Here is a 26,450-nt window from a genome sequence, read left to right as displayed (position 1 = left end):
TAGTCGGTTATATGATATTACCCGGCGTGAATTCGGTTTAATGCTATAGGGGGGAGCACGTGCTCCCCTTTTTTGTGTCAGTTTCCGTTATATAGCCGCTCCAGCAATCCAAGCTCGTAGCCTTTAGCTACCGCACCGATTCTTGTCTTGACGTCAAGCTTCCGGTTAATAGCTGCCATATGGTACTCCACCGTTCGCTGGCTCATCGCCAGCTCTAAGGCGATCTCCTTATTTGTCTTCTCCAGCGCGATCCATTTCAGCACTTCCCGTTCCGTTGGCGTTAACTGGTCGGCTCTCGGCAGAGTGGTCATTCTCTCCGGCACAAGTCGGTGCCCGAGCATACTCTGGCGAATGGCGTTAATAATTTGCGGATAGGTTGCTTGCTTGGACAAGTAAGCGTGAACGCCTATTTCATATGCTTTATGTATATATTCGTCGTACACGTACCCTGACAGAATGATCAGTTTGATGGTTATAGCGTAAGTTCGTTTCAGCTCCTCCGCCAGCTCGAAGCCGTTCATGCCGGGCATCGAAATGTCGATGACGGCGACGTCCGGGTTAAGCCCCTGAATGTCTGCAAGCAGTTTTCGCGGGTCGCTGAACGTCCCGACGATCTGCATATCCGGCTCACGCTCCAATCGGTTTTTTAAACCCTCCATAACTAGCGGATGGTCATCCAGCAGTAGAACCTTGATCGGTTGCTCCATTTTTTACTTCGCCTCCCAGCTTTGGCAGCCGAATATGGATTGTTGTTCCGCATCCGGGTGCCGCTTCAATATCGATGTCGCCTCCGAACTGGGCGATCTGGCTGTTTATTGTGACAAGCCCAAACCCCCGGTTCCCTGTTCGAATGCCACCTACGTCAGCCGGATCGAATCCAATGCCGTCGTCTTTGACCTGAGCATATATGGCAACATCCGTTTCCCATAGCCGAATCGTCAGCCTGGCTGCGCTGGCATGCTTGACCGCATTATTGGTAAGCTCGCGAACGATACGGAATAGCGTAAGCTGATATAACGGAGGTAGCGTTTCCGGCAGCTTGTTTTCCAGATCGGTCGACGGTCCGCCGTTTTCCTTCAACGTGCGCGCAAGCCAGCGAAGTGCAGCCCCAAGCCCTGCCTGATCGACGATGTGTGGGTAGAGATCATCGCACAGCATTCGAATGTCACGTTGTGTATCGTATAGACATTTCAACCAGACAGAAGTCAGCTGCTTGTCGCTTTGTCCGGTATCATGTAATTCCTCTAGATCTCGTGTAAGGAAAATAAGATTTTGCAAAACATGATCATGCAAATAGTAGGATGTTCGAATCCGCTCCGCGTGCTGTGCTTCCATCAGCCGGTTATCGAGTGCTGCTCCGGATACATTTCTGCGGGCTTCACGAAGTTCTTCGAGCAAGGAAGCGTTCGTTAACAGGCGGACGGTTTCGAACTTTATTTTGTCAATCAGGTTCAGTTCATCAGGGGTGAAGGAAGTATGGTTTATTTTCGTACCAAGTCCCAAATGCCCAATGACTTTCCCGTCCGATTGCGCAAGGTCGATGATCTGCAGGAAGCCGCTCTGACTGGAGAGTGTTTCGTGTGAGATGGTTTCTCCGGCAGCAGACAGCTCTGATAACTCAGCGAATGGTCCAGTTCCGTATACAAAAGTTTCGCTTCCGCGATTCCAGATGAAGCATAACCCCTCAATGTCCGTTACACTATGGACAAGCTCCGCGGGCATCCGAAGTAGATCACGGCTGTTGCGATGCTCGGCAAGTCGGATCGACATCTCCAGACGAAGTTGATCGAGCCGGACTTCTCGCTTTTCCCGTTGACGCTTGACAACGTCGAGGCCAAGACGATGCAGCAGTGCTAAAACAGCGAAGGCGCCGCACAGTGCTAGAGTTGCCGGGGATGCGCCGCTGCGGACAAGTGCGGCGACGATAACGGTCGCAAGCCCCACATATAGGCCGTGAATGGCCAGACGGGGAAGATAGAAGGACATATCCAGCAGCTTTTGACGAGCCCATATCAACAGCACCGAAGCAGGCAGAACGATAAGACCGGCCAGCGTCATATCCGGCGGTGCCATCGGTTCGCCCCACAGCAGATCAGGCAGCGCGTACAGGAACAGGTATGGCATTAATCCGAATGACAGAGCTGTAACAAATGTGAGCAGCCGATTCTTCTCGGCGCGGTCCATTGCACGCCAATATATTGCTGCAATGGCGAGTATGCCAAGCAGTGTGCCGATCAAAGCCGTATGAATGACGCTGCGGGTCCATCCCGGAATAGCGCCGATCGAGAAGACAATCAGCACATAAACGGCAAACAAGGCTGCGAGTATTCGGTAGGCTGCCATTGCCGAGACGAGCCATCTAGGGACGCAGCGGAACACGAAGGCTACAAAGAAGGCGAACAGCAAGTATGGCATCCAGCTTGCAGCGACCGGCAGAATCAGCCCGGTCAAGTTCGTTTCCGTCGAATAGACCGACAGCAGCGTTGCGGCCATGAAAACGTTCAGTGCATAGAAGCGGCGTACCATATAAGACTCTGGCTTGTTTCTGTAAGCTGCCAGTCCGATTGCAAGAAGCGCCAGTTCCGTACAGACAGCGAACATTCCCTTGTACACGTCCGTGATGGCAGCATTGTTATGTATTTCAAAGCGTCCTATGCCCTCGCGCTGAAACAGTAGTGTACCTGATTCTTTCAGGTATGCACGATCACCGAGCTTTACCAAGTCCGGATGTTCCCCATCGACAGCTAGAAGGTGGTCACCGATGTGGATGTTCCATTCATTCGCCCGACCCGCAGGATCGACGGATGCGACAGACCAGCCGCCAGCATCTTCGCGGAACAATAGACCGGTGTACGGATTCTGTAGCGTAACAGTATGAATATAAGCCGCAATAAGAAGAAATAGAAGGGCTGATCCGTATACAGCCCAGTTGTATTTGCGCATAATTTTCGGCAAAGTGCATCACCCGATCCCATTGTACCATTTTTTACAAGCCCCGAAATGATCAAAAAAATAACAAAGCCAGGTGTTTGAAAGCACGGGTGATTTATACCCCGACAAGGTACAATGTGATTTTCCCCCACACAAAGTTAACGAACAAGTGTAGCAGGATGGCACCGTAAATATTTTTACGCAGCTTGACGAGTATTTCTTCCGGGATGAACATGGCCAGCAGCACGAACGCCCAGTTGATCGGAATTTGCCACATATGATAAAACTGAAAAATGATAGCGATCCACAGCCAGTCGAATCGGAGGCGTCCCACCTTGCGCAGCAGATAACCGCGGAAATAGACTTCCTCGCCGATAAAGTTGCCGATCAGGCCAATCAGAAACAGCGGCCAGGGAAAGTTAGGGTCGTAATAATCATGATGAAAAATATGCCATTCTCCCATATGGAAAATCGGAAACCCGTTCAGCCAATCGTGTAGCGGCGGGTACACATATTTCATATAAGGCAGTGATATGAGCGTAAACAGTATCGTTAAGATTGGAAAAACGATCAATAGTCCTTTCAGATCGAGTCTGGTAAAGCCGAGATATACGAGCGATTCCTTAAATGTAAGTCCGTCCTTGTAACGCAGCATCAGGAACGGAACGATCAAATGCCAGCCGCCGGCCATGAAAGTAAGCGCCAGTAACTGCACATATTGGGCCGACAATCCCGTCCATTCCATGATCGGCTCGCGAAGCGGATAGACGAACAGGTACGCGACCAAACCGGGCAAAAGGCCGAGAAACAGGTAAAAGGCGATTTGTTTTTTCGTTTTGGCTTCATACTTGCGGATGAAAGAAACGTAGTTTGGATCGGACAAGTTGAAAAAGTTAACAAGTTTGCGGTACATCGTAGACATGATATATCCCTCCGTGTAAGCTCAAAGTTACTCTTTGAGCATAACGGACTTTGGCGCGCGGGAAATCCGTATTTCCCGTTGATTTCGGGGCGTGCTTACGCATTTGTTTTTGCGTGATCACGCATTCGACGAGTCTCCTTCATGCTAGGTAGCATAGTGTGTTTCAACGACTTACCTTACCTAGTAACTGCATGTATAATAAAAGAAGAATAAGATTCAATAAACGTCTCAGCCTTATGGAAGAGTTATATACTGAGGTGTTATACAAGAATGGGGAACGGATTTGAATGCAGACTGAGGTAAATTACCAAATACTAACGATGAGCATGGTCAAAGATGGAGATCAGATACTGTTGATTAACCGACCGGAGCATAAGGGATTCCCGGGTTTTATTGCCCCCGGCGGAAAAGTGGATTTTCCAGAAAGTATTGTAGATGGAGCCATACGCGAGGTTCGAGAAGAAACAGGCTTAATCGTAAAAGACATCATATATAAGGGATTAAATGAATTTTGTGAGATTAATTCAGGACTTCGTTACATGGTCTTTAATTATTTGGTCACATCATTTGAAGGCGAGCTTCTTGTAAATCCTCCAGAAGGGGAGCTGTTGTGGGTCAACAAGGATCAACTTGATGAACTGCCTATGCAGGATTGGTTTCGGGAGAGAATCGCGTTGTTTTTTAGACCAGGAATATTTGAACAAAGTACAATATGGGATAAAAACAATGATATCGAATTAAACAAAACGATCATGCATTATATTGAGAGCGAAATGAATGATCGTTAGCAGGAGAAGTTAGCGCCATCTATTATGACGCCATATTATACCGTTTCTAGGAGGAAGTCATGAACAGAACTGAAGTTTCTTTGGATATAGGGACTGTACCTTCACCCATAAGAGAATACTTAGTAAATGCAAAAATATATGATAGCAGCTGTTCTGAGGATGCAAGAACATTGTTAGTAGAAGGTGAAGTAAGAGCCTATCTGAAGATTAGCAAAAGAGGGAGTCTTGGACGAGAAGAGAAAATGACCTCTTTTTTAAGCAGGTATCATGTTGCACCCAAAGCCATAGCGTATGAATCAGATGTGGAGAATGACTTTTTACTTACGGAAGCCGTGAGCGGTGAGGACGGAACAGCGAGAATACATATTGATCATCCCAAAAAGCTGGCCGCTGCTTTCGGTGAGAATCTGCGAATGTTACATTCCCTTTCGACAGAAGGCTGCCCGTTTCAAAACCGGACCGCCGAAATGTTGAATGAAACAAGTCATGGTAAGGACGATATGTTTGAGGATTTAAGAAAAGCGGCTGTTGACGATGTTGTCATTCATGGCGATTATTGTTTACCTAATATGATTATGGATGACTTTACGTTCAAGGCGTTTATCGATTTGGGAAATGGCGGCATTGGAGATAGGCATTATGATATCTACTGGGGATTGTGGACACTTGGATTTAATTTCAAGACTAGTGCGTATAACGATATTTTTTTAGATGCTTATGGCAGAAACGATATTGATACCGACAGGCTGAAATTATTTACTCACTTTGTTGAGGCTACGGATTAATATGGATAAAAATAAAGAGTCATACAACGACTAACGTTGAAGTATGACTCTTTTTGTTTGGTTGTTGATAACGTCAACTGGTCGATCCTCTTGAAAGGGAAAATAGGGATATACCCGATACCTTCCATGATCCTCAGATAATATTTGAATTTCATCTCGTAGAACGACCTTTGTATCTGGCTGTGGGTTATTGATGAGGGAAGTAAAAAAAATCTTTAACCCAGTGAAACTCTATCTAGATTACTTTAATAGCTCAGTGAAACGATCTGCCCGTTTCTTTCCATATGTGTTAATGTCTATATATGTATATTATTTACTTGGAATCATGTAAAACGGGAGGATGGGGATGGAACTGATCAAAGTGGACGGCTTGGTTAAAAAGTACAACGAAAAAACAGCCGTTGCAGGAATTACGCTGAGTATTGAAAAGGGAGAGTTGTTTGGTTTGCTTGGACCAAATGGGGCGGGGAAGTCCACGACGATTTCCATGCTCGCCGGGCTTGTCAAACCGACGTCCGGGAGCATTCACATTAACGGGGCAGACATTTCCAAGCATCCGATCGAAGGAAAAAAGCGAATCGGCTTGGTCCCTCAGGAAATCGCCTTGTATCCCACGTTAAGCGCCGTTGACAATTTGCGATTCTGGGGGCGGATGTACGGCGTAACTGGCAAGCGCCTGAAGGAACGGGTGACGGAGGTTCTTCGCATCGTAAATTTGGAAGACCGTAAAAATCAAATAATCAAAAGTTATTCAGGCGGGATGCAGCGCAGAATCAATATCGCGGCGGCTCTCATACACGAACCTGAAATCCTCATTATGGACGAACCGACGGTGGGGATCGATCCGCAATCGCGGAATTACATATTGGAGACGGTCAAAGAGTTAAACGGTGCGGGCATAACGGTCATCTACACAAGCCACTATATGGAGGAAGTAGAGTTTCTCTGCACCAAAATCGCGATTGTCGATGACGGCAAAATTATTGCGATGGACGATAAGGAAAATCTCAAAAAAACCATGCTTGACGGAGAAGTGATCGATATCCGGCTCTCCGAAATTTCTCCGGAGTTGGTAAAGAGTCTTCATGGACTTGAAGCCGTTCGTCATATTCAACAAAACGATTACGATCTCAGCCTATCCGTAAACGATGCGGACCAAGCTTTGACCGACATTCTGACCGTCATTTCGGGACATCAAGCTAGAATCGTCCAAATGAAAGTGGAAGAGCCGAATCTGGAGAGCGTTTTTCTGAAACTGACTGGGAAAGCGCTCAGAGATTAGGGGGAATCCGGATGAAGATATGGAGCATCGCTTTAAAGGATCTGCGTGTGATCCTCAAAGATAAACAGGCATTAGCGCTGATCATTCTGATGCCAATAGTGCTGATCCTTGTTCTGGGATTAAGCTTGAATTCTATGTTTAGCGGAAGCGAAGCGAAGATGGAAGCGATCGAAGTTGGTTTTGTGGATCTGGACGGAAGCGATGATTCGAAAAGTATAAAGAGTTTCCTTGAATCGGATTCGCTGTCCTCTTATATCCATGTTACCGAGATGAAAGAACAAGAAGCTTTGGAGAAAGTGAAAAACGGAGACCTGGCCTCCGCCGTCATTGTACCCGAAAATTATTCGTCAAACATTGAAGACGGAGGGCGGGCGCAAATTCGATTGTACGAAGATAAAGGCAATGAGCTCGAAAGCTCAATCGTAGGCAGTATCATGAACAATTACGCAGGCATGTCATCTGCGATGCTCGCCGCCGCAGATGCGGCGGGTTCTTTGCTTACGGAATACACGATCCCGGGGGAAAGCATTGTTCCAGCGCTGATGGAATCCATCAGCTATTCGGAATCGGTCGTTTCCGAAGGAAATATTACGGGGGACAGCAAAGGTCTGTCTGCAATACAGTATTACTCTGCGGCCGTAGTTTCCATGTATATATTGTTTGTTGGGATGCTTGGAACCACTTCTATTATTGAGGAAAGGGAAGATCAGACGCTGCGGAGACTGTTGACGACCAAAGCGGGGAAGGCGGAAATTCTCACCGGAAAATTCGTGGGATTGACGATATTGGGCATCATGGACGTAGCTATCCTAATTTTGTTTACAAAGTATGTCTTTCGCGTGGAATGGGGGAACTCGTTAGCCGGGCTGATCGTGCTTTCGCTGGCGATGACGTTTGCGGCCTCCGGGCTGGCGATGCTGCTCGCCACGCTGTTCAAAACTTCCAAAACCGCCGATATCGTAAATCCAGCCGTCATTATGCTTATGGCTTTTGTGGGAGGCAATATGATGCCGATTTATGATATGCATCCCGTCCTTCAAAATGCGGCAAACATGTTGTTGAACAACTGGGCGCTCAAAGGCTATTTGAACCTGATGGTTAACAACGGCTTTTCGTCCATTATTACTCCTTCAATCGTGCTTTGCTCGATGGGAGTGGTGTTTCTAAGTCTCGGTATATCCAGACTCAAGCTGCAATAGGAGGCATTCTCGTGAAACAATCGCTTTATATTGCTTTATTGAAAATAAAACAGGTACTTAAGGACAAAACCTCCTTGGTATGGATGTTTTTGACCCCTTTATTTTTTGTGACGGTAGTCATCTATGGCTTTGGAGGCGGAACTGGCGATGATAAGTTAAAAATTTTGATTGTGGATCAGGATCAGACTGAATCTTCTAAACAGGTTGTTGCCTGGTTACAGGACAATTCCGCCTATGAAGCTCAATTGAAAAGCTATAGCGAGTCCAGAAAGGCGATCATTGAAGGCAAGGTAGTGGCGGCAGTTGTGATCGGGAACGGATTTTCTGAGGATGTCTTGACCGGTGACGGCACTCCTGTTCAACTTCTCCATTTGCAGGACAATGAAAAAATACGCGGATTGAAAAGCGAATTGGACGGATACGCCAACAGACTGAAAATACAGCATAGACTTGTGGACGAAACTTTGAATGTCGTCTCGGCTATGGCTCCTGCCGAAAAGGAAACCATTCCTGAAGACAAGCGGGAATTGGAACAGTCTTTTTTGAACAATATGCGTGCTCCCCGAATTGAAATTGCGTCTAGCGACAATACTTCCGGGGAAGAGACTGGACTGAGCGACATGTCCTATACTACGCTAGGGATTCTGATCATATTTATCGCATTTTTTATTGTGAACAGTACAGGATCGATTTTGGAGGATAAGCAGAACGGAACGTGGAGAAGACTGCAATCGACTTCCGTACGTTCAAGCTATATCGTGCTTGGGCAGATTTTTTCCATCTTTGTGCTCGGGTGGATTCAGGTCGGAGTTTTGCTTCTTTTCAGCAGGTATGTGTTCGGGGTAAACTGGGGGAATTCTCCCGGCGGAATCATTTTGTTGTTTTCCACATTTCTTCTAAGCGTAACGGGACTTGGCGTGCTGATGGCGAACCTGGTTTCGACCAAAAAACAGCTTAGCAGTCTCACAGCGATTGTCATTATGCCGACCTCGCTGCTTGCCGGATGCATGTGGTCCAGAGAACTGATGCCCGATGTTCTGCTTAGAATCGCTGATTTCGTTCCGCAGTCTTGGGTCATCAAAGGAATGACCGACCTGGTTTCCAGAGGTTCCGAAATAAACGCTGCTTTTCTGCCTTCCATGATCCTGCTGCTGTTCGCCGTCTTGTTCTTTGTCGCCGCCAATGTGGTGGCCATGAGACGGGGGAAGGCGTATTAATTCATGTGTTGAAAAACAGTGAGTAACCAATCTCGCTTCTCTTCGGAATGGATTGGATACCTTGTAGCGAAAAAAAACGTCATGCTGTACTCATTTGTTCAGCATGACGTAGTCTTTAAAGAGGCATGGTTTAGATTACTTTATAGCTTAGTGAAACGATCTGCCCGATTCTCTCCACCTGTGTTAATTGAAAAGTACTGGGCACGGTTCCTCGAGGGAACAGCGGAATGCCCTCCCCGAGTACTTTTGGAATGACAGCGATTTGAAGTTCATCAAGTAATTTGGCTTCCAAAAAAGCCGATACAAGCTGTCCTCCGCCTACCAGCCAAATGTCCCCCTCTGAAGCCTGTTTTAGTTTTGGAATAAGGGTTTCTATATCCTCATCCGTATAAATAACATGCGGTTGAGGGGATTGCTGTGATCTGGACAAAACATAGCATGGTTTATCCGCATAGGGAAATTCATCAGATAGTTTTAGCACTTCCTCATACGTGAGTCGCCCCATGACAACAGTACCCACCCTTTTATAAAATGCATCATATCCGTTATCTTTTCCATCTCCTTCAACATCAAACAGCCAGTCAACAGCACCATCGGGTTTTGCAATATAGCCGTCTAAACTCATGGCGATGTACAGCACGATTTTATCATTGTTCATGTTTTATCGCTCCTTTCTAAATAGTATGATACATTATAACTATGACAAAACATGACGTAATTAGGTGAATAAAATGAACGATCGAAGACTGATGATGATGCGGATGCTTGACTCAAGAAAAAAGTTTACGGCCCGCGAACTGGCTGAACAATTCAACGTATCGGTTCGCACGATTCAGCGTGACCTGGATTATTTGCAGCAGATGGGCGTACCTCTTTACACCGAGGTAGGGGCACATGGGGGATATCGTGTGCTGCCGAACCGAATTTTGCCACCGCTTCAACTTAGACAGCATGAGGCGTTTGGTTTATTTATGATGTTGGAATACTTGGAAAAAGTACCGGACTTTCCATATGGATCGATTCGATCCCACCTAGCCGAACATTATTTCTCAAGTTTGCCCGCCGATGTACAGGATAAAATCACTCGCATGAGACAGCACGTTACATTTCTTCAATACGATTTTGTACATCCGGAGTTATTAACTACGAAAATATTAAGTGCTGCTGTAGAAAAGAGAAATATCGAATTCATCTACTCATCTCGCAGCGGGCCGAAGAATGTAGTCGCTTGTCCGATTGGCATCTATTATGAGCATGGATTTTGGTATATGCCGGCAATGAAACATGAACGGGTATGGTTGTATCGTGTTGATCGGATGAAGCAGGTGGACATCCTTAACCAGAGTAATGAACCGGTCCCTACTCTTAAGGAATGGTTTCATTCTGAGGAAGAAAGGGAAGGTGTGGAAGTAATATTAGAGTTTACGGACTTTGGTGCAAGACTCGCAGGGTCAGATCCTTTATTCAAGGCTGTGCAGCACAATGAGTGGCGGGGGCAAGTTCCAACGGATGAGATCCCCTTTGTGTCACGCAGATTGCTTTCGTATGGCCCCGAAGTTAAGGTTAAAGCTCCCAGACAATTGCAAGAACTCGTCATGGAAATGCTGCACAGAAGCTTGAATCAGTATGAACAGCCACACGATAATTCCTAGGTTTTGAAATTTTCAAACCGTAAGTATAATATATATGGAATGAACGAAAGTCAAAAAATGTTTCAGGAAAGTCTTGATTTTATTCGGCATTTTTTAGCAAAGGGGCAACAGCTAGGCACCATTCATCCATTGCCACCGGATGCATTGATTGCTATTTTTTACGGAGCTCTTGTTCAGCTATTTAATACGACTAGATCTGGGATATTAGAGGAAACAGACGAGCTTATTGCAGGTGTTGAAGAATGCTGCTGGAATGCAATCAGAGTTCAATGACTCGGCGCGGTAGTTGAAATGGAGGTCTGGCATGATTTTCTTTATAGTCAATCGACGTTCCGGAAACGGACAAGGATTCAAGGTGTGGAAAAGAATACGGCTGTTGCTCCGAAAAAAAGGAGTTCATTATCAGGTCAAGTTTTCGGAAAGCCCGGATCATGCTGCACAAATACTAAAGAAACATGTGAAAGAGGCTGCCCAAGTGAAAGCTGTGGCTGTCATAGGCGGTGACGGAACACTCCAAAGTATTGTGGGTGAATTGGCAGGGACCCGTATTCCACTAGGTGTGATCCCCGCAGGGTCGGGAAATGATTTTGCCAGGGCGTTAGGGATACCGTCATCTCCCAAAAAAGCGCTGGATTACTTACTGACAGGAGCCATTCAAAAAATAGATTTGGCCCAAAATGGGAACAGAACTTTTATAACCGTCGTTGGCATCGGATTAGATGGAAAGCTGGCTCAAAACGTCAATCAGTCGAAATATAAAAAATGGTTTAATAGAGTCAGAATGGGACGTTTAGCTTATATAGTAAGCTTTCTACAAGTATTTACTCGCTATCGTCCTTCACTCTCAGTAAGCATACAAGTGGACGATAAGGAGATGACCTTTTCGGATGTATGGCTTATTGCCGTGGCCAATATACCCAATTATGGGGGAGGAATGAATATTTGTCCTCATGCGTCTTATACGGATGGATTTTTTGATATATGTATCGTTCATGGAGTGTCTCGTTTTGAAGCTTTACGATTATTTCTGCGAGTCATCACTGGAAAACATACATCATGTTCTGGAGTGTCGATGCTTAAAGGCAAAAAAGTAAAGGTGCTTTCAAGCTCCGAAATGATTGCCCATGGAGATGGGGAAATCATTGGTGAGACTCCGATCGATATTTCCATTCGTCAAGAAGCAATACATATCATTTGTAAAGAGAATAGACGAGTAAGTTGAAAGCGTTGATGGGAGAAATATACTTGAAGGAAGATGGATATGAACATTACATCCTGGCTGCTTGGACTCGTTATTTTTTTGAACATCATATTTGCACTTATCGTTATTTTTCAGGAGAGAAAAGAAGATGTAGGGTCAACGTGGGCATGGCTGCTCGTATTGCTATTGATCCCTGTTGCCGGCTTTATACTCTATTTATTCCTGGCCCAGAATTTCAGGCGCAAGAAGTTGTTTCATTGGGATGATATTAAAAAAAGAGGCTTGGATCGAGGAGTAAAGTCCCAGGTTTCGCAGTTTCAATCCCAGCAATTTCAGTTTCGGAATTATTCTTCTGCTCGTTATAAAGACTTAATCGCGATGAACCTGCTTCATAATCAAGCCGAGCTGACTGAAGACAATCAGGTGAAAATTTATACGGATGGAAAGGAGAAGTTCGCCGCTTTGTTTAAAGACATTGAACAGGCGAAAAATTATATTCACCTTCAGTATTATATTATCCAGAAAGACAATCTCGGCAAACAGTTGATGAAGCTGTTAACGAAGAAGGTTCAGGAAGGGGTTGAAGTCCGTGTCCTGTATGATGAACTGGGCTCCAGACGAATCAATAAAAGGTTTCTTAAAGAGCTTCGTGCAGTCGGTGGACAAGTAGAGGCATTCTTTCCATCCAAACTCCGCCTAATTAATCTTCGCATAAATTATCGGAATCATCGGAAACTGGTCATTATCGATGGTAAAATCGGTTATGTGGGCGGGTTTAATGTAGGAGATGAATATCTCGGTCTTAATCCTAAATTCGGCTATTGGCGGGATACACATCTTAGAATTGAAGGAACAGCGGTATATGCGATACAGACCAGGTTCATTCTGGATTGGAATCAAGCTTCGCATATTCACGACATTGCCTATTTTCCAAGTTTGTTCCCCCTGGTATCTACCACGGGCAATGTAGGTATACAGATTGTTTCTAGCGGTCCAGAATCGGAGTACGAGTATATCAAGAACGCTTATTTAAAAATGATCACTTCAGCTCGCTCGTCCATTTATATACAAACGCCATATTTTATTCCGGATGCCAGTGTCCTTGATGCCTTAAGGGTGGCTTCATTATCCGGAGTAGAAGTGAATATAATGATCCCGGATAAACCGGACCATATGTTTGTATACTGGGCTACCCTTTCCTACATAGGTGAACTGTTAAATACAGGCACGAAGGTATATTTGTACAACAATGGATTTATGCATGCCAAAACATTGGTCGTTGACGAAGAAATCGCCTCCGTAGGAACAGCGAATTTTGATTTCCGAAGCTTTAAGCTCAACTTTGAGGTGAACGCTTTTATATATGATGAAAGAATCGCCCAGCAGTTAAGCCAGGAATTCAGGAAAGATATTGGCGTATCTACTTTACTTACGATGGAGAAGTATTTGAAACGTTCGCGCTGGATCAAGATCAAAGAGTCGATATCGCGTCTGTTGTCACCGATTTTGTAATTTGTAGAGGAAGCAAGATTTTATAAGGCTTTCGGATATGCGTAAGATTTCTCTATTTAATAGGAGGAGTTTAGTTGATTAGTTTACGAGAAATTGATCGTTCCAATTGGGAAGATATCATTCACCTGAGCTTAAAGGAAGAGCAGCAGCACTTTATGGCATCGAATCTTTATTCTTTAGCCGAGGTGCAATTTCTTCCAGGTTTTATGACAAGAGGTGTATATCTAAAGGATCAAGCGATTGGTTTCCTGATGTTTGGCATTGATCCAGATGATCACAATTATTGGATTTACCGATTTATGATTGATAAACAGTTTCAAGGAAAAGGTTATGGGAAGGCGGCTATGAAGCTGCTGATCGAATTAATTGAAGGAATGAACAACTCAGGAAAAGTAATCATGATTGGCTACGACCCAGATAATATTGGTGCAAGAAAGTTGTATGCAAGTGTAGGTTTTGAAAAAAGGGGCATCGCGGATTGGGGAGAAGAATTGGCCCAGTATACATTCAGTCGCAGCTCTGATCCCAATGGAGGGGACAAATGATAGAAATCGATTGTCTCGGTGAAATTTGCCCCGTCCCTGTTATTTTGTTGAAAAAACATCGACAGGCTATCCAAAACGGTGAGAAAGTCATGTTGGTTACGGATCATAGCTGTGCGAAGACAGCTATTTCTGATTACTGTCGTACTTCCCATCTAAAATGCACCATCGAAGAAGTGATCAACGGTGTATGGGAAATCACGGTTGAAGCGTAGATGTTGAACTCAACACAATGTATCGTTCAGCGTTTTTTCCATGTATCGAAGCAATTGCTTTGTATCATGATCACAACGCTGGTTCTGTTTCTTTACCATATAGATCTCATTATAAATTTGAAACTGATCGATATTTATAATTTTGAGCTGTTTGCTGTACAGCTCTTTTTTTATGGACATATAAGGGAGAAAAGCGGCACCATGTCCTTTGACGGCTGCCAGTTTAACGGCTTCAATAGAGTCTAAATTGTACAAAATATTCAAACTGACATTTCGATCGAGCGTACTATTGATAGCTTTGTGAACACAACAGAGCTGCGGCGACCAGATGAGTGGATAACGTGGCAGTTCATTTAGAGTGATTTCATCCGGGCAAAGGGTGGAGCGGCTTATGACGAGCATAACCTGGTCCGAAAACACTTTATACGAACTTAAATCAGGGTTGGACGAAGGCCCTGAAATAAACCCGATATCGCCTTCTTCCAGCAAAATATGCTCTTCTATCGCGGTAGAGTTGCCTTCATTTAGTGAGATATGATATTCCGGAAAATGCTTTTTAACTTCATATAACGTACAGGGAAGAGCGTAATTGCATACTTCCGGGATGGCGTACACAGACAACGTATGTTGACTTGGATTTAATTGGGTAATTTCTGTATTCATATCATCATACAACTTGCATATTTGGGACGCGTATTTCTGGGCAACTTTCCCCGCTTCTGTCAGGCGTGCCCCTTTATTGCTTCGATGCAGCAGCTCGGTTCCGAGCTCATTTTCCCAAGATTTCAATTGTTGACTAAGTGCAGATTGGGTGAGATGAGATTTCTGGGCAGCTTTTGAAATGCTCTTTAATGCAGCGATGTCCAGAAAGATTCTAAGCGTTTCCAGGTTCATGATTTATTCCTCCAAAGGCTCGAAATTTGAACAAAGCTAGCCAATGCGATACAAGTTTATTCACTATTAGCAAAACTTATATTGCATAAATAAAGCATATAACTACACTCATCATAAGTATGTTACTATTTTCACATAGTCATTGAAATACATGTGTTGGGGGTGTAAACATGGGACAAATCAATCGTCCCGCAACGAAATCAACCCGAACCAGAGCTCCGAGAAAGCCTAAGAAAAGTCAGCTGCCCATCGCTTTATCGGCTATGGTTCTCATCATTGTATTTGGTGTTCTATTAAACCAGTATAATGACAAAATGGGCGTCTATTTGCTCTTCGGAATTTCGTTTGGTGTTATTTTGCAAAGATCACGGTTCTGTTTTACCGCATCTATGCGGGACCCTTGTATTACTGGCAGTACTTCTGTAACAAGAGCTGTATTGGTTGCATTCGCTATAGCTACGATTGGTTTTACAGCGATCAAGTACTCTGCGTTTACAGGAGGAAATCCGATTCCAGGCATGGGCAATGTCGGACAGATCAGTCTGGCTTTGGCCATCGGAGGCATATTGTTTGGTATAGGTATGGTCATTGCCGGAGGCTGTGCGTCAGGAACCTTGATGCGTGTAGGGGAAGGGTTTACGATGCAGATGCTCTCACTTCTCTTTTTTGTTATCGGTTCCCTTTGGGGGGCGCATGATATGGGCTGGTGGCGTGCTCACGTCATTAAAGATTCACCGGCCGTATTTTTGCCTGATGTGTTTGGATGGCTTGGCGCATTAATCGTCCAGTTTCTGATCATTGTGCTGCTATATATCGCAGCAGTGAAGTGGCAGGAGAAAAAGATGGGCAGCGCAGATTAAGCTTAGCAAAGTAAGTGATTATATTCACAATTAACCAATCAACAAAAACTAAAAATAAGAAAAGGTGGTTTTCAAGATGGCTGAATTTACACTTGATTGCATGGGAGAAGCTTGTCCGGTTCCATTGATGAGAACGGAGAAGAAAATGGCTGAACTTAACGTTGGAGACATTTTGGTTGTATCTATCGACCATAGCTGTGCGATGAAAAATGTTCCGGAATGGGCAAGAAAGCAAGGCCATAACGTTGAAATCGAAGAGATCGAAGACGGCGAATGGGAAGTTGTTATTGAAAAGACAAAGTGAAAATGTTGAAAAAGAGCAAGAAAGGACGGTGAAATAAGCAGTGAATGAATTCTGGTTAAAAATAACTTCTAACCGCTTTTATAAAAAGCTGCTGAAAGAGCCGCTGACTTATGTTACCGGAGCCGTACTTCTCGCTGTATTTGCTACTGCCCATCTGGCTGTATTTTCTAAAGGATGGGGAGTGACGAGTGCATTTGCGGATTGGGGAGCTTGGTTATATCAGCTGTTCGGCGGAAACGTTGAAAACTGGGCTTACTTCAGCTCAGAAAAAGCCCAAAGCAAACTGTCTTCCGGCTTTCTGAATGATGGCGGATCAATCCGAAATATAGGTATAATCCTGGGTGCTTTATTGGCTACATTGTTTGCATCCGAGTTTAAGATCAAAAAGATTAAATCGAAGAAGCAGGTTGCCGCTGCTGTGTTTGGTGGTTTGCTCATGGGATACGGAGCCAGACTGGCAAACGGATGTAATATCGGCGCATTGTTTACATCGATCGCTTCGTTATCCCTTTCGGGATGGGTTTTTGCACTTTTCCTGTTTATAGGTGCTTATATAGGCAGCAAATTATTAGCAAAGTTTTTTATGTAGCATTCAAGGAATGCAAAATTCAGGGCTGACGCAGGTCAGCCTGTTTTTTAAAACGATAAGAGGGGCGAAAGAAATGAGTAAAAAAACCGAGCAATATGACGTAGTCATTATCGGTGGAGGCGCAGCAGGTTTGACGGCTGGAATTTATTGTGGACGTGCCAGATTAAAAACACTTCTAATAGAGAAATCTTTAATGGGCGGACTGGCTACATATACCAATGAAATTGAAAACTATCCCGGGTTTCCCGAAGGGGCTACAGGTACCGAGCTTATGGGCCTATTTCACAAGCAGGCTAAAAAATTTGGTGTTCATTTTAAAATGACCGATGTGAAAGGGGTAAAACTGACGGAAGATACGAAAGTGGTGGAAACCTTTCGAACGAATTACGAATGTAAGGCGGTTATAATTGCCTCAGGTGGCAAGCCAAGAGTTACAGGTGCGGCGAACGAGGAACTGTTCTTATATGATAAAGGGATTTCCTTCTGCGCGACATGTGATGCGGCGGCGAATACAGGCAAAACCGTCATGGTTATTGGCAGCGGGGATGCGGCGATTGAAGAAGGGATGTTCCTGACCAAGTTCGCGGATAAAGTGATTGTGTCCGTTATGCATGATCCTGGAAAAATGGACTGCAACGAAATTGCCAAAACCGAGGCGCTTGAAAATCCGAAGATGGAATTCATCTGGAACACGGTGGTGGATTCTTTTGAAGGAGACGGCCATTTAGATACCGTTGTATTGAAAAATGTGAAAACCAACGAGCGCTTGCCGATCAAGGTAGATTCCTGTTTCTTGTTTATCGGGTATATTCCGAATACGGAAATACTTTCCGGTGTGATCGACATGAACCGAAACGGATATATTCTTGTAAATGAAAAAATGGAGACGAACATTTCCGGTGTATTTGCGGCGGGAGATGTTTGTGACAAGTTTCTAAAGCAGGTTGCTACGGCGGTTGGTGATGGTGCGATTGCAGGGTATGGTGCGGAAAAATACATTTCTGAATGTGAAATTTATGAAAACCAGATTCAGAATAATGGCCAGCCTTCGATTGTTTATTTATGGAACGCTATTGATGCCGCATGCCGCGAACTATTGCCCCTGATCGAACAATTTGAACAGACCCACTCCCCAGAAGTTCGAGTTACGAAAGTGGATGTTTATAAATCCCCTGGACTTGCAGCTANTATAAGAGACAGAGGGTATGGTGCGGAAAAATACATTTCTGAATGTGAAATTTATGAAAACCAGATTCAGAATAATGGCCAGCCTTCGATTGTTTATTTATGGAACGCTATTGATGCCGCATGCCGCGAACTATTGCCCCTGATCGAACAATTTGAACAGACCCACTCCCCAGAAGTTCGAGTTACGAAAGTGGATGTTTATAAATCCCCTGGACTTGCAGCTAAACTGGGCGTAGAAAACGTACCAGCTGTTGTTTATCTGACGGACGGAAACATTCAATCCGTGATGACCGAAAATATAAATGAGAACTCGTTAAAGCAACTGTTATCGTAAAACGAATCTGAAAAAGCAGCCTTTCCGATAATCGGAAGGGCTTTTTTTGCAGGTAAAATGAAAAATCCCCTTTCGGCTAAGCAGCCTTTGGCATCATCTGAAACAGATGAGTACTTGCAGCTGTCCGCCTTAAGGGGAGCGATACGGAACATATATGGATAACGATTAAATTACACTTCGTCCCAGATGCGTTTTACATTATCGAAAGCAATCTTGGTACCTTTCGTGCACTCTTCCATACCTTCATATTCAATGGACAGGTAGCCATCATAACCGGAATGTTTTACGATGCGCAGGATCTCGTACATATCGAGATCGCCGTGTCCAGCGATTGCTCCGCGAAGGTAGTTGCCGCTTGCACTGGTGAACCAGCCTTCACCCGGATTACGGTAGGATGGACGGATATAGAAATCTTTAATGTGTATCATCGAAGCGTATTTCAAGTTGTTTTTCACGGCAGCTACCGGATCTTCGTCTACACATACGAAGTTCCCGACATCGAGTGTCGTTTTGAAGTTAGGGCGATCGACAGCATGAATGAGCGTTTGAACCCGGTCGCTGGCTTGAACATAGAAGCCATGGTTTTCTACGCTTGTTGTAATGTTGTACTGCTCTGCATGATCGGCAATCCGGCGGCAAGCAAGAGCGACCTTCTCCAAATCCTTGTTGAAGTTGGCAATGGATATATCTGGACGGGAAGCAACGTCATGGCGCATCCGTTTTGCCCCAAGGCGGTGAGCCCGATCCACTTCGCTCATAACGCGAGCAATTTCTGTTTCATACTCCTCTTCCGTTTCAGTGATGAAATTAGCCCCAATCGCATAATTGGAAATATCGATGCCTGCAGATTTAGCCTTTTCTATAATTTGTTCTTCCAGCTCTGGGTTTGTCTCAAAGTCGAATCCGAGTTTCGGAACGATTTCAATATGCTGGGCGCCGATCCCGGCTACCCAGTCGATAACATCGATGATGCTCATTTTTTTCGCATGCATTGCTTGAAATAAACTATAAGAACTAATCCCTAATTTCATGATGTGTATGCTCCCTTCGTTCTCACATTCCTGTTAGTTTCGATAAGATTTAATGAATTCAACGGCTTTGCGGATGTCTTGCTCTGGATTGCTGCCGACTTCTCTTTCGATGGTCAAATAGCCGGCATACCCGATTTCTTGAAGTGCTGCAAAATATGCAGGGAAATCCACACTACCTTCACCTAGAGGAACTTCTTCAAATGCGGCACCTGAGGAAGCCATCTCCGCAATCTTCTCATGATCCATCTCGCCGTATCCAAGGAAGCCGTATACGTCTCTTGGGTCAACCGGACGAAAACGTTTGCCGTCCTTGACATGAGTATGCACGAGATAATCTTTTAACAGCTTGACGCCTTCAACTGGATCGTCACCTGTAACCATCACCATATTGGCAGGGTCAAAGTTGACAGAAACACCGTTCGTACTTAGCGTATCCAGGAAGCTCTTTAAATGCGCAGCCGGTTCCGGGCCGGTCTCGATGGCGAAGTAGGCGTTCATGCTTTTGGCATATACGCCGAGCTCCTCACATGCACGGTACATGGTGTCGTATATACGACTGTTCTTGTCGTCGGGAACGATGCCGATATGGGTGGTGACGACAGAAGTGCCCAGCTCTACGGCAAGATCCAGGATGCGCTTCGATTTTTCGATTTTTTCGGGATTGGCTTCAGCATCCTGAAAGCCGTGCCCGGCCAAGTCACCGCAAAGCGCAGAAATTTCAAGTCCTAAACCGTCAATGTAGCTGCGAAGCTCTTTGCGCTTGGCCGGAGATAGGGCTGCAGGGTCCATCTCACCGGATACCGCGTAAATTTGAACACCGTCGGCTCCAACCTCTTTTGCTTTTTTAAGACCTTCCATCACGCCTACTCCAAAACTGTCTACAATAACACCGATTTTATTATTTAATTTCATAGCTGCTATAGCCTCCTAAATCATTGAAATAGTGTTAGTTACCTCGTGATCAAAAGTCGACTAGAAGTGGATTTCAGTTCCTTCTGCGGCGGACTTATACACAGCGTTCAGTATTTTAATCATTTCTACACCGTCATCTACAGGGCTGTTCGTTTCGATAATACCGAGACAGCTGTCGATAAAGTGATTGATTTCATTATTAAAGGCTCCTTGGAAATCAAAGCCTGGTGTTGTGAGTTGAGGAGCGATATTGATCATCGTATTATGGCGTTCCGTAATGATGGACAACACCGGTTCAATTTCAGCTCCGCCTTTGTCTCCATAGATGTTGATTGAACTGGAATCATTTTTGGCGTGAAGTGAGAAGCTGACGTCAACCATAATAGAAGCCCCGTTCTCAAAACGAATAAGCGCATTTGCCATATCCTCAACCGTGTTAAGAGACGCGTCATAATCTGCAGCTTTATAAAAGTCATAATGTTCGATGTTGGAGCGGTTTCCAAGCTTGCTGTACGTATTCCCGCTCACCGACTTCACCTTGGGCTTGCCCATTAGATACCAGCAAAGGTCAATAACGTGAACACCGATATCAATGAGCGGTCCTCCGCCAGAACGTTCTTTATCAGCGAACCATCCACCCGGATTGCCGAGACGCCGGGTCAAGCTGGCTTTGGCGAAATAAATCTCTCCGAGATCACCTGCATCGATAAATTTTTTCAGTACGGAAATGTTGGATGCATGGCGGCGAACATATCCAACTTGAAGGATTTTACCCGTTTCATGTACGGCTTGCTCAACCGCAAGAGCTTCATCAACCGTTTTACAAAGCGGCTTCTCACACAGAACGTTCTTCCCTGCACGAAGTGCGGCGATACTGATTTCAGCGTGGCTATTATTCCATGTACAAACGCTGACTGCATCGATATCGGTATTTGCCAACAGCTCGCGATAATCAGTGTATACATGGGAAGCGTTGTATTTTTCAGCCTTTTCACGGGCTCTATCTTCTTTCAAATCACAGACAGCAACGATCTGTACATTGGGATTGTTTTGATAAGCTTGAAAATGAGATTCGGAAATGGAACCGCAGCCAATCACACCAATTTTTACTTTACTCATGTTTACGCTTACACCCTTTCATGATCTGCATCGTGAAACTGCAATATTATACGATAATTACGACGCAGATATGTTATATTTAATCAAGCAAATATAATTTAACACAGTTGTTTTAAAGGGAGAATGTGCAGGATGACAAAATACATGGACTATATGATCAGTTCTCACCCTATTCGTGTATTTAATCCAATGATCGATCCCAGCAAGCAAAAGATCAAGTCACTGACGATTATAAATGCAGGTCATTTGCCAGGCAGAACTTTACAAAGAATAGATGCCAAATTTCACAGCTGGGCGTTTGTTATGATTACGAACGGAAGCGGTTATTACCGGGTGGATGGGGGCGAGACACAGAAGGTAGAAGCAGGGAGTTGGTTTTGTTTATTTCCTGGTGCATCGTTTGATTATGGTCCTTATTCCGAGGGATACTGGGATGAATATTATTTTACCGTGGAGGGATCCAGAGTTACGGAGTGGCTGGAGCACTGGCTTCAAAGCCCGGGATTGATTAAAAGGGCTGCTTTTGATGAGTCATTGATCCATCGGATGGAAATGATGTTTATGCTAATTGACAGCAATGTCCCCAACAATATGGACCGGGCTGCGTTGATTTTGGAATCTTTCATTTATGACCTTGTATCTCAATCGGACAAAAGCGAGCTGAACAACCGGGAAAGCTTCGTACTCAAAGTGATCGACGATATCTCACAATCGATATATATGAAGCAGGAACCGGCTGAAATGGCATGCAGACATCATATTTCGGTTTCCACTCTTCGCAGAATTGTTCATGAGCATACCGGCTATCCGCTCAATGAATTTTTGCATCGACTTAAGGCAGCCGAGGCAAAAAATATTTTGCTCAATACCGAGCTGACGGTCAAAGAGATTGGTGAAGCGCTCGGATACAAAGATTCATTTTATTTTTCACGTGTATTCAAACGAATCACCGGTGTCTCACCGAAAATTTATCGAGACAGGGTAGGGCAGTAGATGGTCTATTATTTATAGAAATATTTTTAAAAATGGAGGGGAATATGCAGCCTTTTCTTGAAAATGAGAGAATAACAAGTGAAGAAGAGCTTCGGGATATGCTAGGTTATCCAAGCCCGTTGGTTATGAACAAGACGATCGATCACATTGATCATCATGCGATGAACTTTATACGGCATTCGCCGATTATTTTTATATCGACTTCCGATGCTTCAGGGTCTTGTGATGTGTCTCCGAGGGGCGATGCCGCCGGATTTGTTCATATGATCGATGACAAACATCTGGTCATTCCAGAACGTCCGGGAAACCGCCGCTTGGATTCCATTTTAAACATTCTAAGCAATCCTCACATTGGTATCGTATTTGTAATCCCGCAGATTGAAGAGACGCTGAGGGTCAATGGGAAGGCATGTGTCATCAAGGATAAAAATATACTGGAAGCCATGTCGGCAAACGGAAAAATGCCTCTTGTCGGAATTGGAGTAACCGTAGAGGAGTGTTACATCCATTGTGCCAAGTCTTTCAAAAGGTCAAAGCTATGGCATCCCGAAAGCTGGGCGGATCGCAGTACGTTACCTAGGCCTTCGGAGATATTGGCGGCCCATGCCAGAGCAAAGGAAGAGGACGTTCAAAAGTCGCTCAAGGAATCTTATGAGAAGCGATTATATTGAGTTTGAAAGGAGAGAGACCTGATATCGATTGGATCGTCAGCTTCGAAATCTCGTTCTCGTTAGTGAGCCGCGGACCACGGCTTTAATCTCGATAACCATGAAGGTGTCTGCTCCTTACGTTGAGGTGCGGGTAAAGGACAGTGGCATAGGGATTGACGAGGCGCATATTCCACATGTATTTGAGCGTTTTTTTAAAGCAGATGCTTCCCGCAATCGAGAGAAAGGCGGTAGTGGCCTAGGTTTGTCCATTGTGCAAAAGATCGTGCAGCTTCATAACGGCACAATTGAAGTCACCAGTACGAAAGGAGTGGGGACAGCTTTTATTGTCGAGCTTCCGCTACATGAAATAATGGAAGGTGAAGTTGTGTGAATTTTTACTTAAACGCCAAATTCAAGCAAGCTCGATCGGGTTCTCTTTGTAGCGGATAAAATCGCTTGGGACCAGTCAGGCACTCCTCCTTACATCCATGAGCTCCGTCGAAGTTTGGAAGTTTCATTGTCCCATGGTGCTTTTGCATACATTCATTACCTATGGGAACGAAAGGAATCGCTTAAAGTAGTACATCCATGGCTGAAAGATGCTTATGAAGAGTTAAAAGACTTGTTAAATGACAACGAAAGTCGGTATGAGTAGCTCTTGGGAGGTGAAACGTAATTGAACTTGGAACAAGAGTTGATAAGGATTATGAAAACGAATGAAAATCTAATGAGAGATTTGGAATGGGTGCGGCAATTGGAATTGCCACAGGGGTGTATAGCGGCTGGTTATGTACGAAATTATGTATGGGATTATCTCCATGGATACCCGAATCGAAATCCGATGAATGATGTGGATATCCTTTACTTCGATCCAAGTGATTTTCAGGAAGAGACTGAAAAACATTATGATGCCCAGTTAAAGCAACTGTACGATCCGTATGATTGGTCGGTGAAAAACCAGGCCCGCATGCATATTAGAAACGAGGATCATCCTTATGTATCTGTGGCGGAAGCTATGAAGAGATGGCCGGAAACGGCAACGGCTGTCGGTGTCCGCCTGGATGACGATATGAACATCGAAGTAATTGCTCCTTTTGGACTTGATGACCTGTTTCAGATGGTCATTCGAAAAAGTCCTTATTTTAAGGATGAAGCATATTTTAAATCCAGAGTAAGAGGTAAGAAGTGGCTGGATATTTGGCCTCAGTTGAAAATGATGTAGTATGGTTATGGGTCGACGCGGATGATTTGAGGGTTATAGGAATAGATGCCTTATGAAGCGGAATCGGTGAGGGGACATTTTTATCCAAGTCATCGATTTGCAGTTATTGTCATGAGTCATTAGAAGAAGGCGCTTTGAAATGCAAATATTGTGGAACACTGGTATCGAAATCTCCTTCCCGATTTGAAGGCGATGATTTACACGATGAGGAATTAACACCATTTCCCGATAATACTGCCATGGCACTGATTGTAATTTCAACGATCATCATCCCATTTTTCGGACTTATTGTAGGAGGCGTTATTTCCTTCAGCGACGATGGGCATAAGCGCGATACGGGTAAAGCCTGATGATTTTTGGATTCGTGATGATATTTGTTCAATTATTTCTGTATTTATGGATATTTGCATGAATAGGGTGAAGGATAAGAAGTACATATCGGTTGTTAACGAAGCATCATTTTGAGGAAAAGCATGAAAATGAAGAAGTGAAAAGCCACCTCCCGGTGGCTTCTTAAATCTGTTATATCGACGTGAGTACCTTGTCAATAATCCCGTATTCGACGGCTTCATCTGCAGACATGAAGAAATCCCGGTCCATGTCCCGTTCTATTTTTTCGGTGGATTGACCCGTCCGCTCTGCTGTGATTTGGACAATTTTTTCACGGATTTTAAGAATCCGTTGTGCGCTGATAGCGATATCACTTGCCTGGCCTTGAACTCCCCCATGCGGTTGATGAATCATAATTTCACTGTTGGGCAGAGCGAAGCGTTTTCCTTTAGTACCGGCAAGCAGCAGCATAGACCCCCACGAAGCAGCCAAGCCTGTGCATATGGTCTGAACCTGTGGCTTAATGTGCTGCATCGTATCAAAAATACCGAAACCAGCGCTAACCGAGCCCCCAGGACTGTTAATATACATATGGATGTCTTTTTCCGGATCTTCGGCCGCCAGTAACAGAAGCTGCGCAATTACGCTGTTAGCGACGGCATCATTAATTTCAGATCCAACAAATATAATCCGGTCTTTCAGAAGTCTTGAATAGATGTCGTATGATCTTTCACCCCGGCTGCTTTGCTCAACAACATAAGGGATATAGTTGGTCATGATGTTACCTCCTTGGTTCGAGTGATTTAACAACAGGTAAACGAATCGGTAACGGTAAAAGATACGGAGAAGGTGTCAAAAAAATTTATGTAAATAGCGTAACGTAATGAATGCATTGTTCGTTTACATATAAGATAAATCTATACAACGTTAAAGGAGCTGACTGCGGAAAGATGACCAATCCACGAAAACCTTTGGCCAAGACAGAAGACGACGATCTGGAACAGTTAAATGCTCTTCTGAACAGGTACTGTCTTTCCCTCACGGAATCAAGATGGGATTCCGACGATCTCGTGCAGGATACATGGGTGAAATCACTGGAAAAGATCAAGGAACAACAGCATAATAATCCAGAAGCATTTTTACTTCGAACAGCCAAGAATGCCTGGATTGATCAAATACGCCGAAGAAAAGTATTAAATCGGATTTTGGATCAGGAAAAAGAACAGGCCAAAGCTCATGCCAACTCCGTGATGGACAGCAGCACCTTAAACATAGAGATGGCGTTTCATATGCTGATGAAACATTTGTCTCCACTGCAGAGAACTGTTCTGTTGATGCGAGGGGTATTGGGTTATTCCGTAGCCGAGACAGCCCAAAAGCTTAAGACGACGGAAGGAGCTGTCAAAGCTGCGTATCATCGTGCACGGAAAGAGCTTCAAGCTGTAGGGCAGGATGTAGAAATCGATGAAATTGTCGTTTCTGAGGAAGAAGAAACACAGTTTAGAGTAAACGCAATCGCAGTCGCATATGTAAATGGTGAAATCAACGAAGTGCTAAGGCTTGTTCAAGGAGATCCGGAAGTTCTTCAAGTAGTGGGCACTTATTCGGGTCCGCCTCAAGATCAGCCTAAATATAAAGCCTTTAATCACTCATTCCATCATGTTGAATCAAGAATGGCGGCGTAGCAGGGGTTTGACTTTATGATGAATATAGTAATGGATATCAGACGTTTGCCAGTTTTATTCAGGCAGCGTCTTTTTTATGAAGGATATGGTAAA

General features: G+C 44.5%; 30 protein-coding genes and 2 pseudogenes. 22 read left to right on the top strand and 10 right to left on the bottom strand.

Annotation, left to right across the window (positions count from 1 at the left end; all coding sequences use genetic code 11):
* Positions 1-77: 77 nt before the first annotated feature.
* The 3 genes from C8268_RS02695 to C8268_RS02685 form a co-directional block, all read right to left on the bottom strand.
* Positions 78-707 carry a response regulator transcription factor gene (locus C8268_RS02695; protein WP_106766257.1) on the bottom strand — a complete coding sequence of 210 codons (630 nt, stop codon included), beginning with the start codon at positions 705-707 and terminating at the stop codon, positions 78-80.
* Positions 673-2,955, bottom strand: a complete 2,283-nt coding sequence (locus C8268_RS02690) for a sensor histidine kinase (protein WP_106766256.1) — start codon at positions 2,953-2,955, stop codon at positions 673-675. The genes C8268_RS02695 and C8268_RS02690 overlap by 35 nt, the downstream gene beginning before the upstream one ends.
* A 91-nt stretch (positions 2,956-3,046) precedes the next feature.
* Positions 3,047-3,853: a CPBP family intramembrane glutamic endopeptidase gene (locus C8268_RS02685; RefSeq protein ID WP_106766255.1), complete on the bottom strand. Its 807-nt coding sequence runs from the start codon at positions 3,851-3,853 to the stop codon at positions 3,047-3,049.
* Positions 3,854-4,140: 287 nt separating this feature from the next.
* Here C8268_RS02685 and C8268_RS02680 point away from each other — a divergent pair, with 287 nt between their 5' ends.
* The gene (locus C8268_RS02680; protein ID WP_106766254.1) at positions 4,141-4,641 is read left to right on the top strand and encodes an 8-oxo-dGTP diphosphatase; all 501 of its coding nucleotides are present in this window, start codon (positions 4,141-4,143) and stop codon (positions 4,639-4,641) included.
* 59 nt (positions 4,642-4,700) lie between these two features.
* Positions 4,701-5,426 carry an aminoglycoside 3'-phosphotransferase gene (locus C8268_RS02675; protein WP_106766253.1) on the top strand — a complete coding sequence of 242 codons (726 nt, stop codon included), beginning with the start codon at positions 4,701-4,703 and terminating at the stop codon, positions 5,424-5,426.
* A 69-nt stretch (positions 5,427-5,495) separates the two neighbouring features.
* Here the strand turns inward: C8268_RS02675 and C8268_RS23450 are convergent.
* Positions 5,496-5,648 (bottom strand): annotated as a pseudogene (locus C8268_RS23450) (DNA-binding protein); the annotation flags it as partial.
* 130 nt (positions 5,649-5,778) lie between these two features.
* On the opposite strand from C8268_RS23450, the gene C8268_RS02665 reads away from it, so the two are divergent.
* The 3 genes from C8268_RS02665 to C8268_RS02655 are packed head-to-tail and all read left to right on the top strand — an operon-like array spanning position 5,779 to position 9,124.
* Positions 5,779-6,708 (top strand): ABC transporter ATP-binding protein, encoded by a 930-nt coding sequence (locus tag C8268_RS02665; protein WP_106769807.1) that lies wholly within the window; start codon positions 5,779-5,781, stop codon positions 6,706-6,708.
* 11 nt (positions 6,709-6,719) lie between these two features.
* Positions 6,720-7,907, top strand: coding sequence for an ABC transporter permease (locus C8268_RS02660; protein WP_106766252.1), 1,188 nt, complete (start codon positions 6,720-6,722; stop codon positions 7,905-7,907).
* A gap of 11 nt (positions 7,908-7,918) precedes the next feature.
* Positions 7,919-9,124: an ABC transporter permease gene (locus tag C8268_RS02655; RefSeq protein WP_106766251.1), complete on the top strand. Its 1,206-nt coding sequence runs from the start codon at positions 7,919-7,921 to the stop codon at positions 9,122-9,124.
* 130 nt (positions 9,125-9,254) lie between these two features.
* Here C8268_RS02655 and C8268_RS02650 read toward each other — a convergent pair whose 3' ends face one another.
* On the bottom strand, positions 9,255-9,782 hold the full coding sequence (locus tag C8268_RS02650; RefSeq protein WP_106766250.1) for a dihydrofolate reductase family protein: 528 nt from the start codon (positions 9,780-9,782) through the stop codon (positions 9,255-9,257).
* Between the two features lie 73 nt (positions 9,783-9,855).
* Here C8268_RS02650 and C8268_RS02645 point away from each other — a divergent pair, with 73 nt between their 5' ends.
* The 6 genes from C8268_RS02645 (at position 9,856) to C8268_RS02620 (ending at position 14,246) form a co-directional block, all read left to right on the top strand.
* Positions 9,856-10,776 carry a helix-turn-helix transcriptional regulator gene (locus C8268_RS02645; protein ID WP_106766249.1) on the top strand — a complete coding sequence of 307 codons (921 nt, stop codon included), beginning with the start codon at positions 9,856-9,858 and terminating at the stop codon, positions 10,774-10,776.
* Between the two features lie 3 nt (positions 10,777-10,779).
* Positions 10,780-11,049: a TetR family transcriptional regulator C-terminal domain-containing protein gene (locus C8268_RS02640; protein ID WP_234032651.1), complete on the top strand. Its 270-nt coding sequence runs from the start codon at positions 10,780-10,782 to the stop codon at positions 11,047-11,049.
* Between the two features lie 31 nt (positions 11,050-11,080).
* On the top strand, positions 11,081-11,998 hold the full coding sequence (locus C8268_RS02635; protein ID WP_106766247.1) for a diacylglycerol/lipid kinase family protein: 918 nt from the start codon (positions 11,081-11,083) through the stop codon (positions 11,996-11,998).
* A gap of 39 nt (positions 11,999-12,037) precedes the next feature.
* Entirely contained in the window at positions 12,038-13,489 is a 1,452-nt protein-coding gene (cls, locus tag C8268_RS02630; protein WP_106766246.1) for a cardiolipin synthase, read from the top strand.
* Positions 13,490-13,563: 74 nt separating this feature from the next.
* Positions 13,564-14,034: a GNAT family N-acetyltransferase gene (locus C8268_RS02625; RefSeq protein ID WP_106766245.1), complete on the top strand. Its 471-nt coding sequence runs from the start codon at positions 13,564-13,566 to the stop codon at positions 14,032-14,034.
* Positions 14,031-14,246 (top strand): sulfurtransferase TusA family protein, encoded by a 216-nt coding sequence (locus C8268_RS02620; RefSeq protein ID WP_106766244.1) that lies wholly within the window; start codon positions 14,031-14,033, stop codon positions 14,244-14,246. The genes C8268_RS02625 and C8268_RS02620 overlap by 4 nt, the downstream gene beginning before the upstream one ends.
* 9 nt (positions 14,247-14,255) lie before the next feature.
* Here C8268_RS02620 and C8268_RS02615 read toward each other — a convergent pair whose 3' ends face one another.
* Entirely contained in the window at positions 14,256-15,140 is an 885-nt protein-coding gene (locus tag C8268_RS02615; protein WP_106766243.1) for a LysR family transcriptional regulator, read from the bottom strand.
* 170 nt (positions 15,141-15,310) lie between these two features.
* Between C8268_RS02615 and C8268_RS02610 the strand changes: the two genes are divergently transcribed.
* The 4 genes from C8268_RS02610 to C8268_RS02595 all read left to right on the top strand — a co-directional run bounded on the left by C8268_RS02610 (position 15,311) and on the right by C8268_RS02595 (position 18,415).
* On the top strand, positions 15,311-16,000 hold the full coding sequence (locus C8268_RS02610) for a YeeE/YedE thiosulfate transporter family protein (RefSeq protein ID WP_106766242.1): 690 nt from the start codon (positions 15,311-15,313) through the stop codon (positions 15,998-16,000).
* Positions 16,001-16,076: 76 nt separating this feature from the next.
* The gene (locus tag C8268_RS02605) at positions 16,077-16,304 is read left to right on the top strand and encodes a sulfurtransferase TusA family protein (RefSeq protein ID WP_106766241.1); all 228 of its coding nucleotides are present in this window, start codon (positions 16,077-16,079) and stop codon (positions 16,302-16,304) included.
* A gap of 40 nt (positions 16,305-16,344) precedes the next feature.
* Positions 16,345-16,893 (top strand): YeeE/YedE thiosulfate transporter family protein, encoded by a 549-nt coding sequence (locus tag C8268_RS02600; protein WP_106766240.1) that lies wholly within the window; start codon positions 16,345-16,347, stop codon positions 16,891-16,893.
* 10 nt (positions 16,894-16,903) lie between these two features.
* Positions 16,904-18,415: an FAD-dependent oxidoreductase gene (locus tag C8268_RS02595; RefSeq protein WP_474646562.1), complete on the top strand. Its 1,512-nt coding sequence runs from the start codon at positions 16,904-16,906 to the stop codon at positions 18,413-18,415.
* Between the two features lie 170 nt (positions 18,416-18,585).
* Here the strand turns inward: C8268_RS02595 and C8268_RS02590 are convergent, their stop codons facing one another.
* The 3 genes from C8268_RS02590 to C8268_RS02580 are packed head-to-tail and all read right to left on the bottom strand — an operon-like array spanning position 18,586 to position 21,477.
* Complete coding sequence (locus C8268_RS02590) at positions 18,586-19,446, bottom strand: sugar phosphate isomerase/epimerase family protein (protein WP_106766238.1); 861 nt, start codon at positions 19,444-19,446, stop codon at positions 18,586-18,588.
* 33 nt (positions 19,447-19,479) lie between these two features.
* Positions 19,480-20,358, bottom strand: a complete 879-nt coding sequence (locus tag C8268_RS02585) for a sugar phosphate isomerase/epimerase family protein (RefSeq protein ID WP_106766237.1) — start codon at positions 20,356-20,358, stop codon at positions 19,480-19,482.
* A 60-nt stretch (positions 20,359-20,418) separates the two neighbouring features.
* Positions 20,419-21,477 (bottom strand): Gfo/Idh/MocA family protein, encoded by a 1,059-nt coding sequence (locus C8268_RS02580; protein ID WP_106766236.1) that lies wholly within the window; start codon positions 21,475-21,477, stop codon positions 20,419-20,421.
* 132 nt (positions 21,478-21,609) lie between these two features.
* Here C8268_RS02580 and C8268_RS02575 point away from each other — a divergent pair, with 132 nt between their 5' ends.
* The 6 genes and pseudogenes from C8268_RS02575 to C8268_RS02550 all read left to right on the top strand — a co-directional run bounded on the left by C8268_RS02575 (position 21,610) and on the right by C8268_RS02550 (position 24,692).
* Entirely contained in the window at positions 21,610-22,470 is an 861-nt protein-coding gene (locus C8268_RS02575; protein WP_106766235.1) for a helix-turn-helix domain-containing protein, read from the top strand.
* A gap of 44 nt (positions 22,471-22,514) precedes the next feature.
* A complete protein-coding gene (locus C8268_RS02570; RefSeq protein ID WP_106766234.1) occupies positions 22,515-23,141 on the top strand; it encodes a pyridoxamine 5'-phosphate oxidase family protein in 627 nt (208 codons plus the stop codon).
* A 28-nt stretch (positions 23,142-23,169) separates the two neighbouring features.
* Entirely contained in the window at positions 23,170-23,511 is a 342-nt protein-coding gene (locus C8268_RS02565) for a sensor histidine kinase (RefSeq protein ID WP_272939316.1), read from the top strand.
* 18 nt (positions 23,512-23,529) lie between these two features.
* Positions 23,530-23,775, top strand: a pseudogene (locus C8268_RS23035) (HAD family hydrolase); the annotation flags it as partial.
* 21 nt (positions 23,776-23,796) lie between these two features.
* Positions 23,797-24,342, top strand: a complete 546-nt coding sequence (locus tag C8268_RS02555; RefSeq protein WP_106766233.1) for a nucleotidyltransferase family protein — start codon at positions 23,797-23,799, stop codon at positions 24,340-24,342.
* A 134-nt stretch (positions 24,343-24,476) separates the two neighbouring features.
* Positions 24,477-24,692 carry a hypothetical protein gene (locus C8268_RS02550; protein WP_106766232.1) on the top strand — a complete coding sequence of 72 codons (216 nt, stop codon included), beginning with the start codon at positions 24,477-24,479 and terminating at the stop codon, positions 24,690-24,692.
* Between the two features lie 172 nt (positions 24,693-24,864).
* Here C8268_RS02550 and clpP read toward each other — a convergent pair whose 3' ends face one another.
* Positions 24,865-25,449 (bottom strand): ATP-dependent Clp endopeptidase proteolytic subunit ClpP, encoded by a 585-nt coding sequence (gene clpP / locus C8268_RS02545; protein WP_106766231.1) that lies wholly within the window; start codon positions 25,447-25,449, stop codon positions 24,865-24,867.
* A gap of 173 nt (positions 25,450-25,622) precedes the next feature.
* Between clpP and C8268_RS02540 the strand changes: the two genes are divergently transcribed.
* Positions 25,623-26,357, top strand: a complete 735-nt coding sequence (locus C8268_RS02540; protein ID WP_158702656.1) for a sigma-70 family RNA polymerase sigma factor — start codon at positions 25,623-25,625, stop codon at positions 26,355-26,357.
* Positions 26,358-26,450 lie beyond the last annotated feature (93 nt).

Origin of the sequence: Paenibacillus faecalis (assembly GCF_900289175.1) — a bacterium.
Taxonomy (GTDB): domain Bacteria; phylum Bacillota; class Bacilli; order Paenibacillales; family Paenibacillaceae; genus Paenibacillus_AQ; species Paenibacillus_AQ faecalis.
This window is presented reverse-complemented; position numbering and strand designations above follow the sequence as displayed.

Excerpts from the sequence above, each read along its gene's own strand:
- C8268_RS02590 (WP_106766238.1), bottom strand. The coding sequence starts at position 19,446 with ATGAAATTAGGGATTAGTTCTTATAGTTTATTTCAAGCAATGCATGCG.
- C8268_RS02605 (WP_106766241.1), top strand. The coding sequence starts at position 16,077 with ATGGCTGAATTTACACTTGATTGCATGGGAGAAGCTTGTCCGGTTCCA.
- C8268_RS02585 (WP_106766237.1), bottom strand. The coding sequence starts at position 20,358 with ATGAAATTAAATAATAAAATCGGTGTTATTGTAGACAGTTTTGGAGTA.
- clpP (WP_106766231.1), bottom strand. The coding sequence starts at position 25,449 with ATGACCAACTATATCCCTTATGTTGTTGAGCAAAGCAGCCGGGGTGAA.
- C8268_RS02685 (WP_106766255.1), bottom strand. The coding sequence starts at position 3,853 with ATGTCTACGATGTACCGCAAACTTGTTAACTTTTTCAACTTGTCCGAT.
- C8268_RS02645 (WP_106766249.1), top strand. The coding sequence starts at position 9,856 with ATGAACGATCGAAGACTGATGATGATGCGGATGCTTGACTCAAGAAAA.
- C8268_RS02620 (WP_106766244.1), top strand. The coding sequence starts at position 14,031 with ATGATAGAAATCGATTGTCTCGGTGAAATTTGCCCCGTCCCTGTTATT.
- C8268_RS02675 (WP_106766253.1), top strand. The coding sequence starts at position 4,701 with ATGAACAGAACTGAAGTTTCTTTGGATATAGGGACTGTACCTTCACCC.
- C8268_RS02680 (WP_106766254.1), top strand. The coding sequence starts at position 4,141 with ATGCAGACTGAGGTAAATTACCAAATACTAACGATGAGCATGGTCAAA.
- C8268_RS02650 (WP_106766250.1), bottom strand. The coding sequence starts at position 9,782 with ATGAACAATGATAAAATCGTGCTGTACATCGCCATGAGTTTAGACGGC.
- C8268_RS02635 (WP_106766247.1), top strand. The coding sequence starts at position 11,081 with ATGATTTTCTTTATAGTCAATCGACGTTCCGGAAACGGACAAGGATTC.
- C8268_RS02695 (WP_106766257.1), bottom strand. The coding sequence starts at position 707 with ATGGAGCAACCGATCAAGGTTCTACTGCTGGATGACCATCCGCTAGTT.
- C8268_RS02540 (WP_158702656.1), top strand. The coding sequence starts at position 25,623 with ATGACCAATCCACGAAAACCTTTGGCCAAGACAGAAGACGACGATCTG.
- C8268_RS02575 (WP_106766235.1), top strand. The coding sequence starts at position 21,610 with ATGACAAAATACATGGACTATATGATCAGTTCTCACCCTATTCGTGTA.
- C8268_RS02570 (WP_106766234.1), top strand. The coding sequence starts at position 22,515 with ATGCAGCCTTTTCTTGAAAATGAGAGAATAACAAGTGAAGAAGAGCTT.
- C8268_RS02660 (WP_106766252.1), top strand. The coding sequence starts at position 6,720 with ATGAAGATATGGAGCATCGCTTTAAAGGATCTGCGTGTGATCCTCAAA.
- C8268_RS02610 (WP_106766242.1), top strand. The coding sequence starts at position 15,311 with ATGGGACAAATCAATCGTCCCGCAACGAAATCAACCCGAACCAGAGCT.
- C8268_RS02615 (WP_106766243.1), bottom strand. The coding sequence starts at position 15,140 with ATGAACCTGGAAACGCTTAGAATCTTTCTGGACATCGCTGCATTAAAG.
- cls (WP_106766246.1), top strand. The coding sequence starts at position 12,038 with ATGAACATTACATCCTGGCTGCTTGGACTCGTTATTTTTTTGAACATC.
- C8268_RS02580 (WP_106766236.1), bottom strand. The coding sequence starts at position 21,477 with ATGAGTAAAGTAAAAATTGGTGTGATTGGCTGCGGTTCCATTTCCGAA.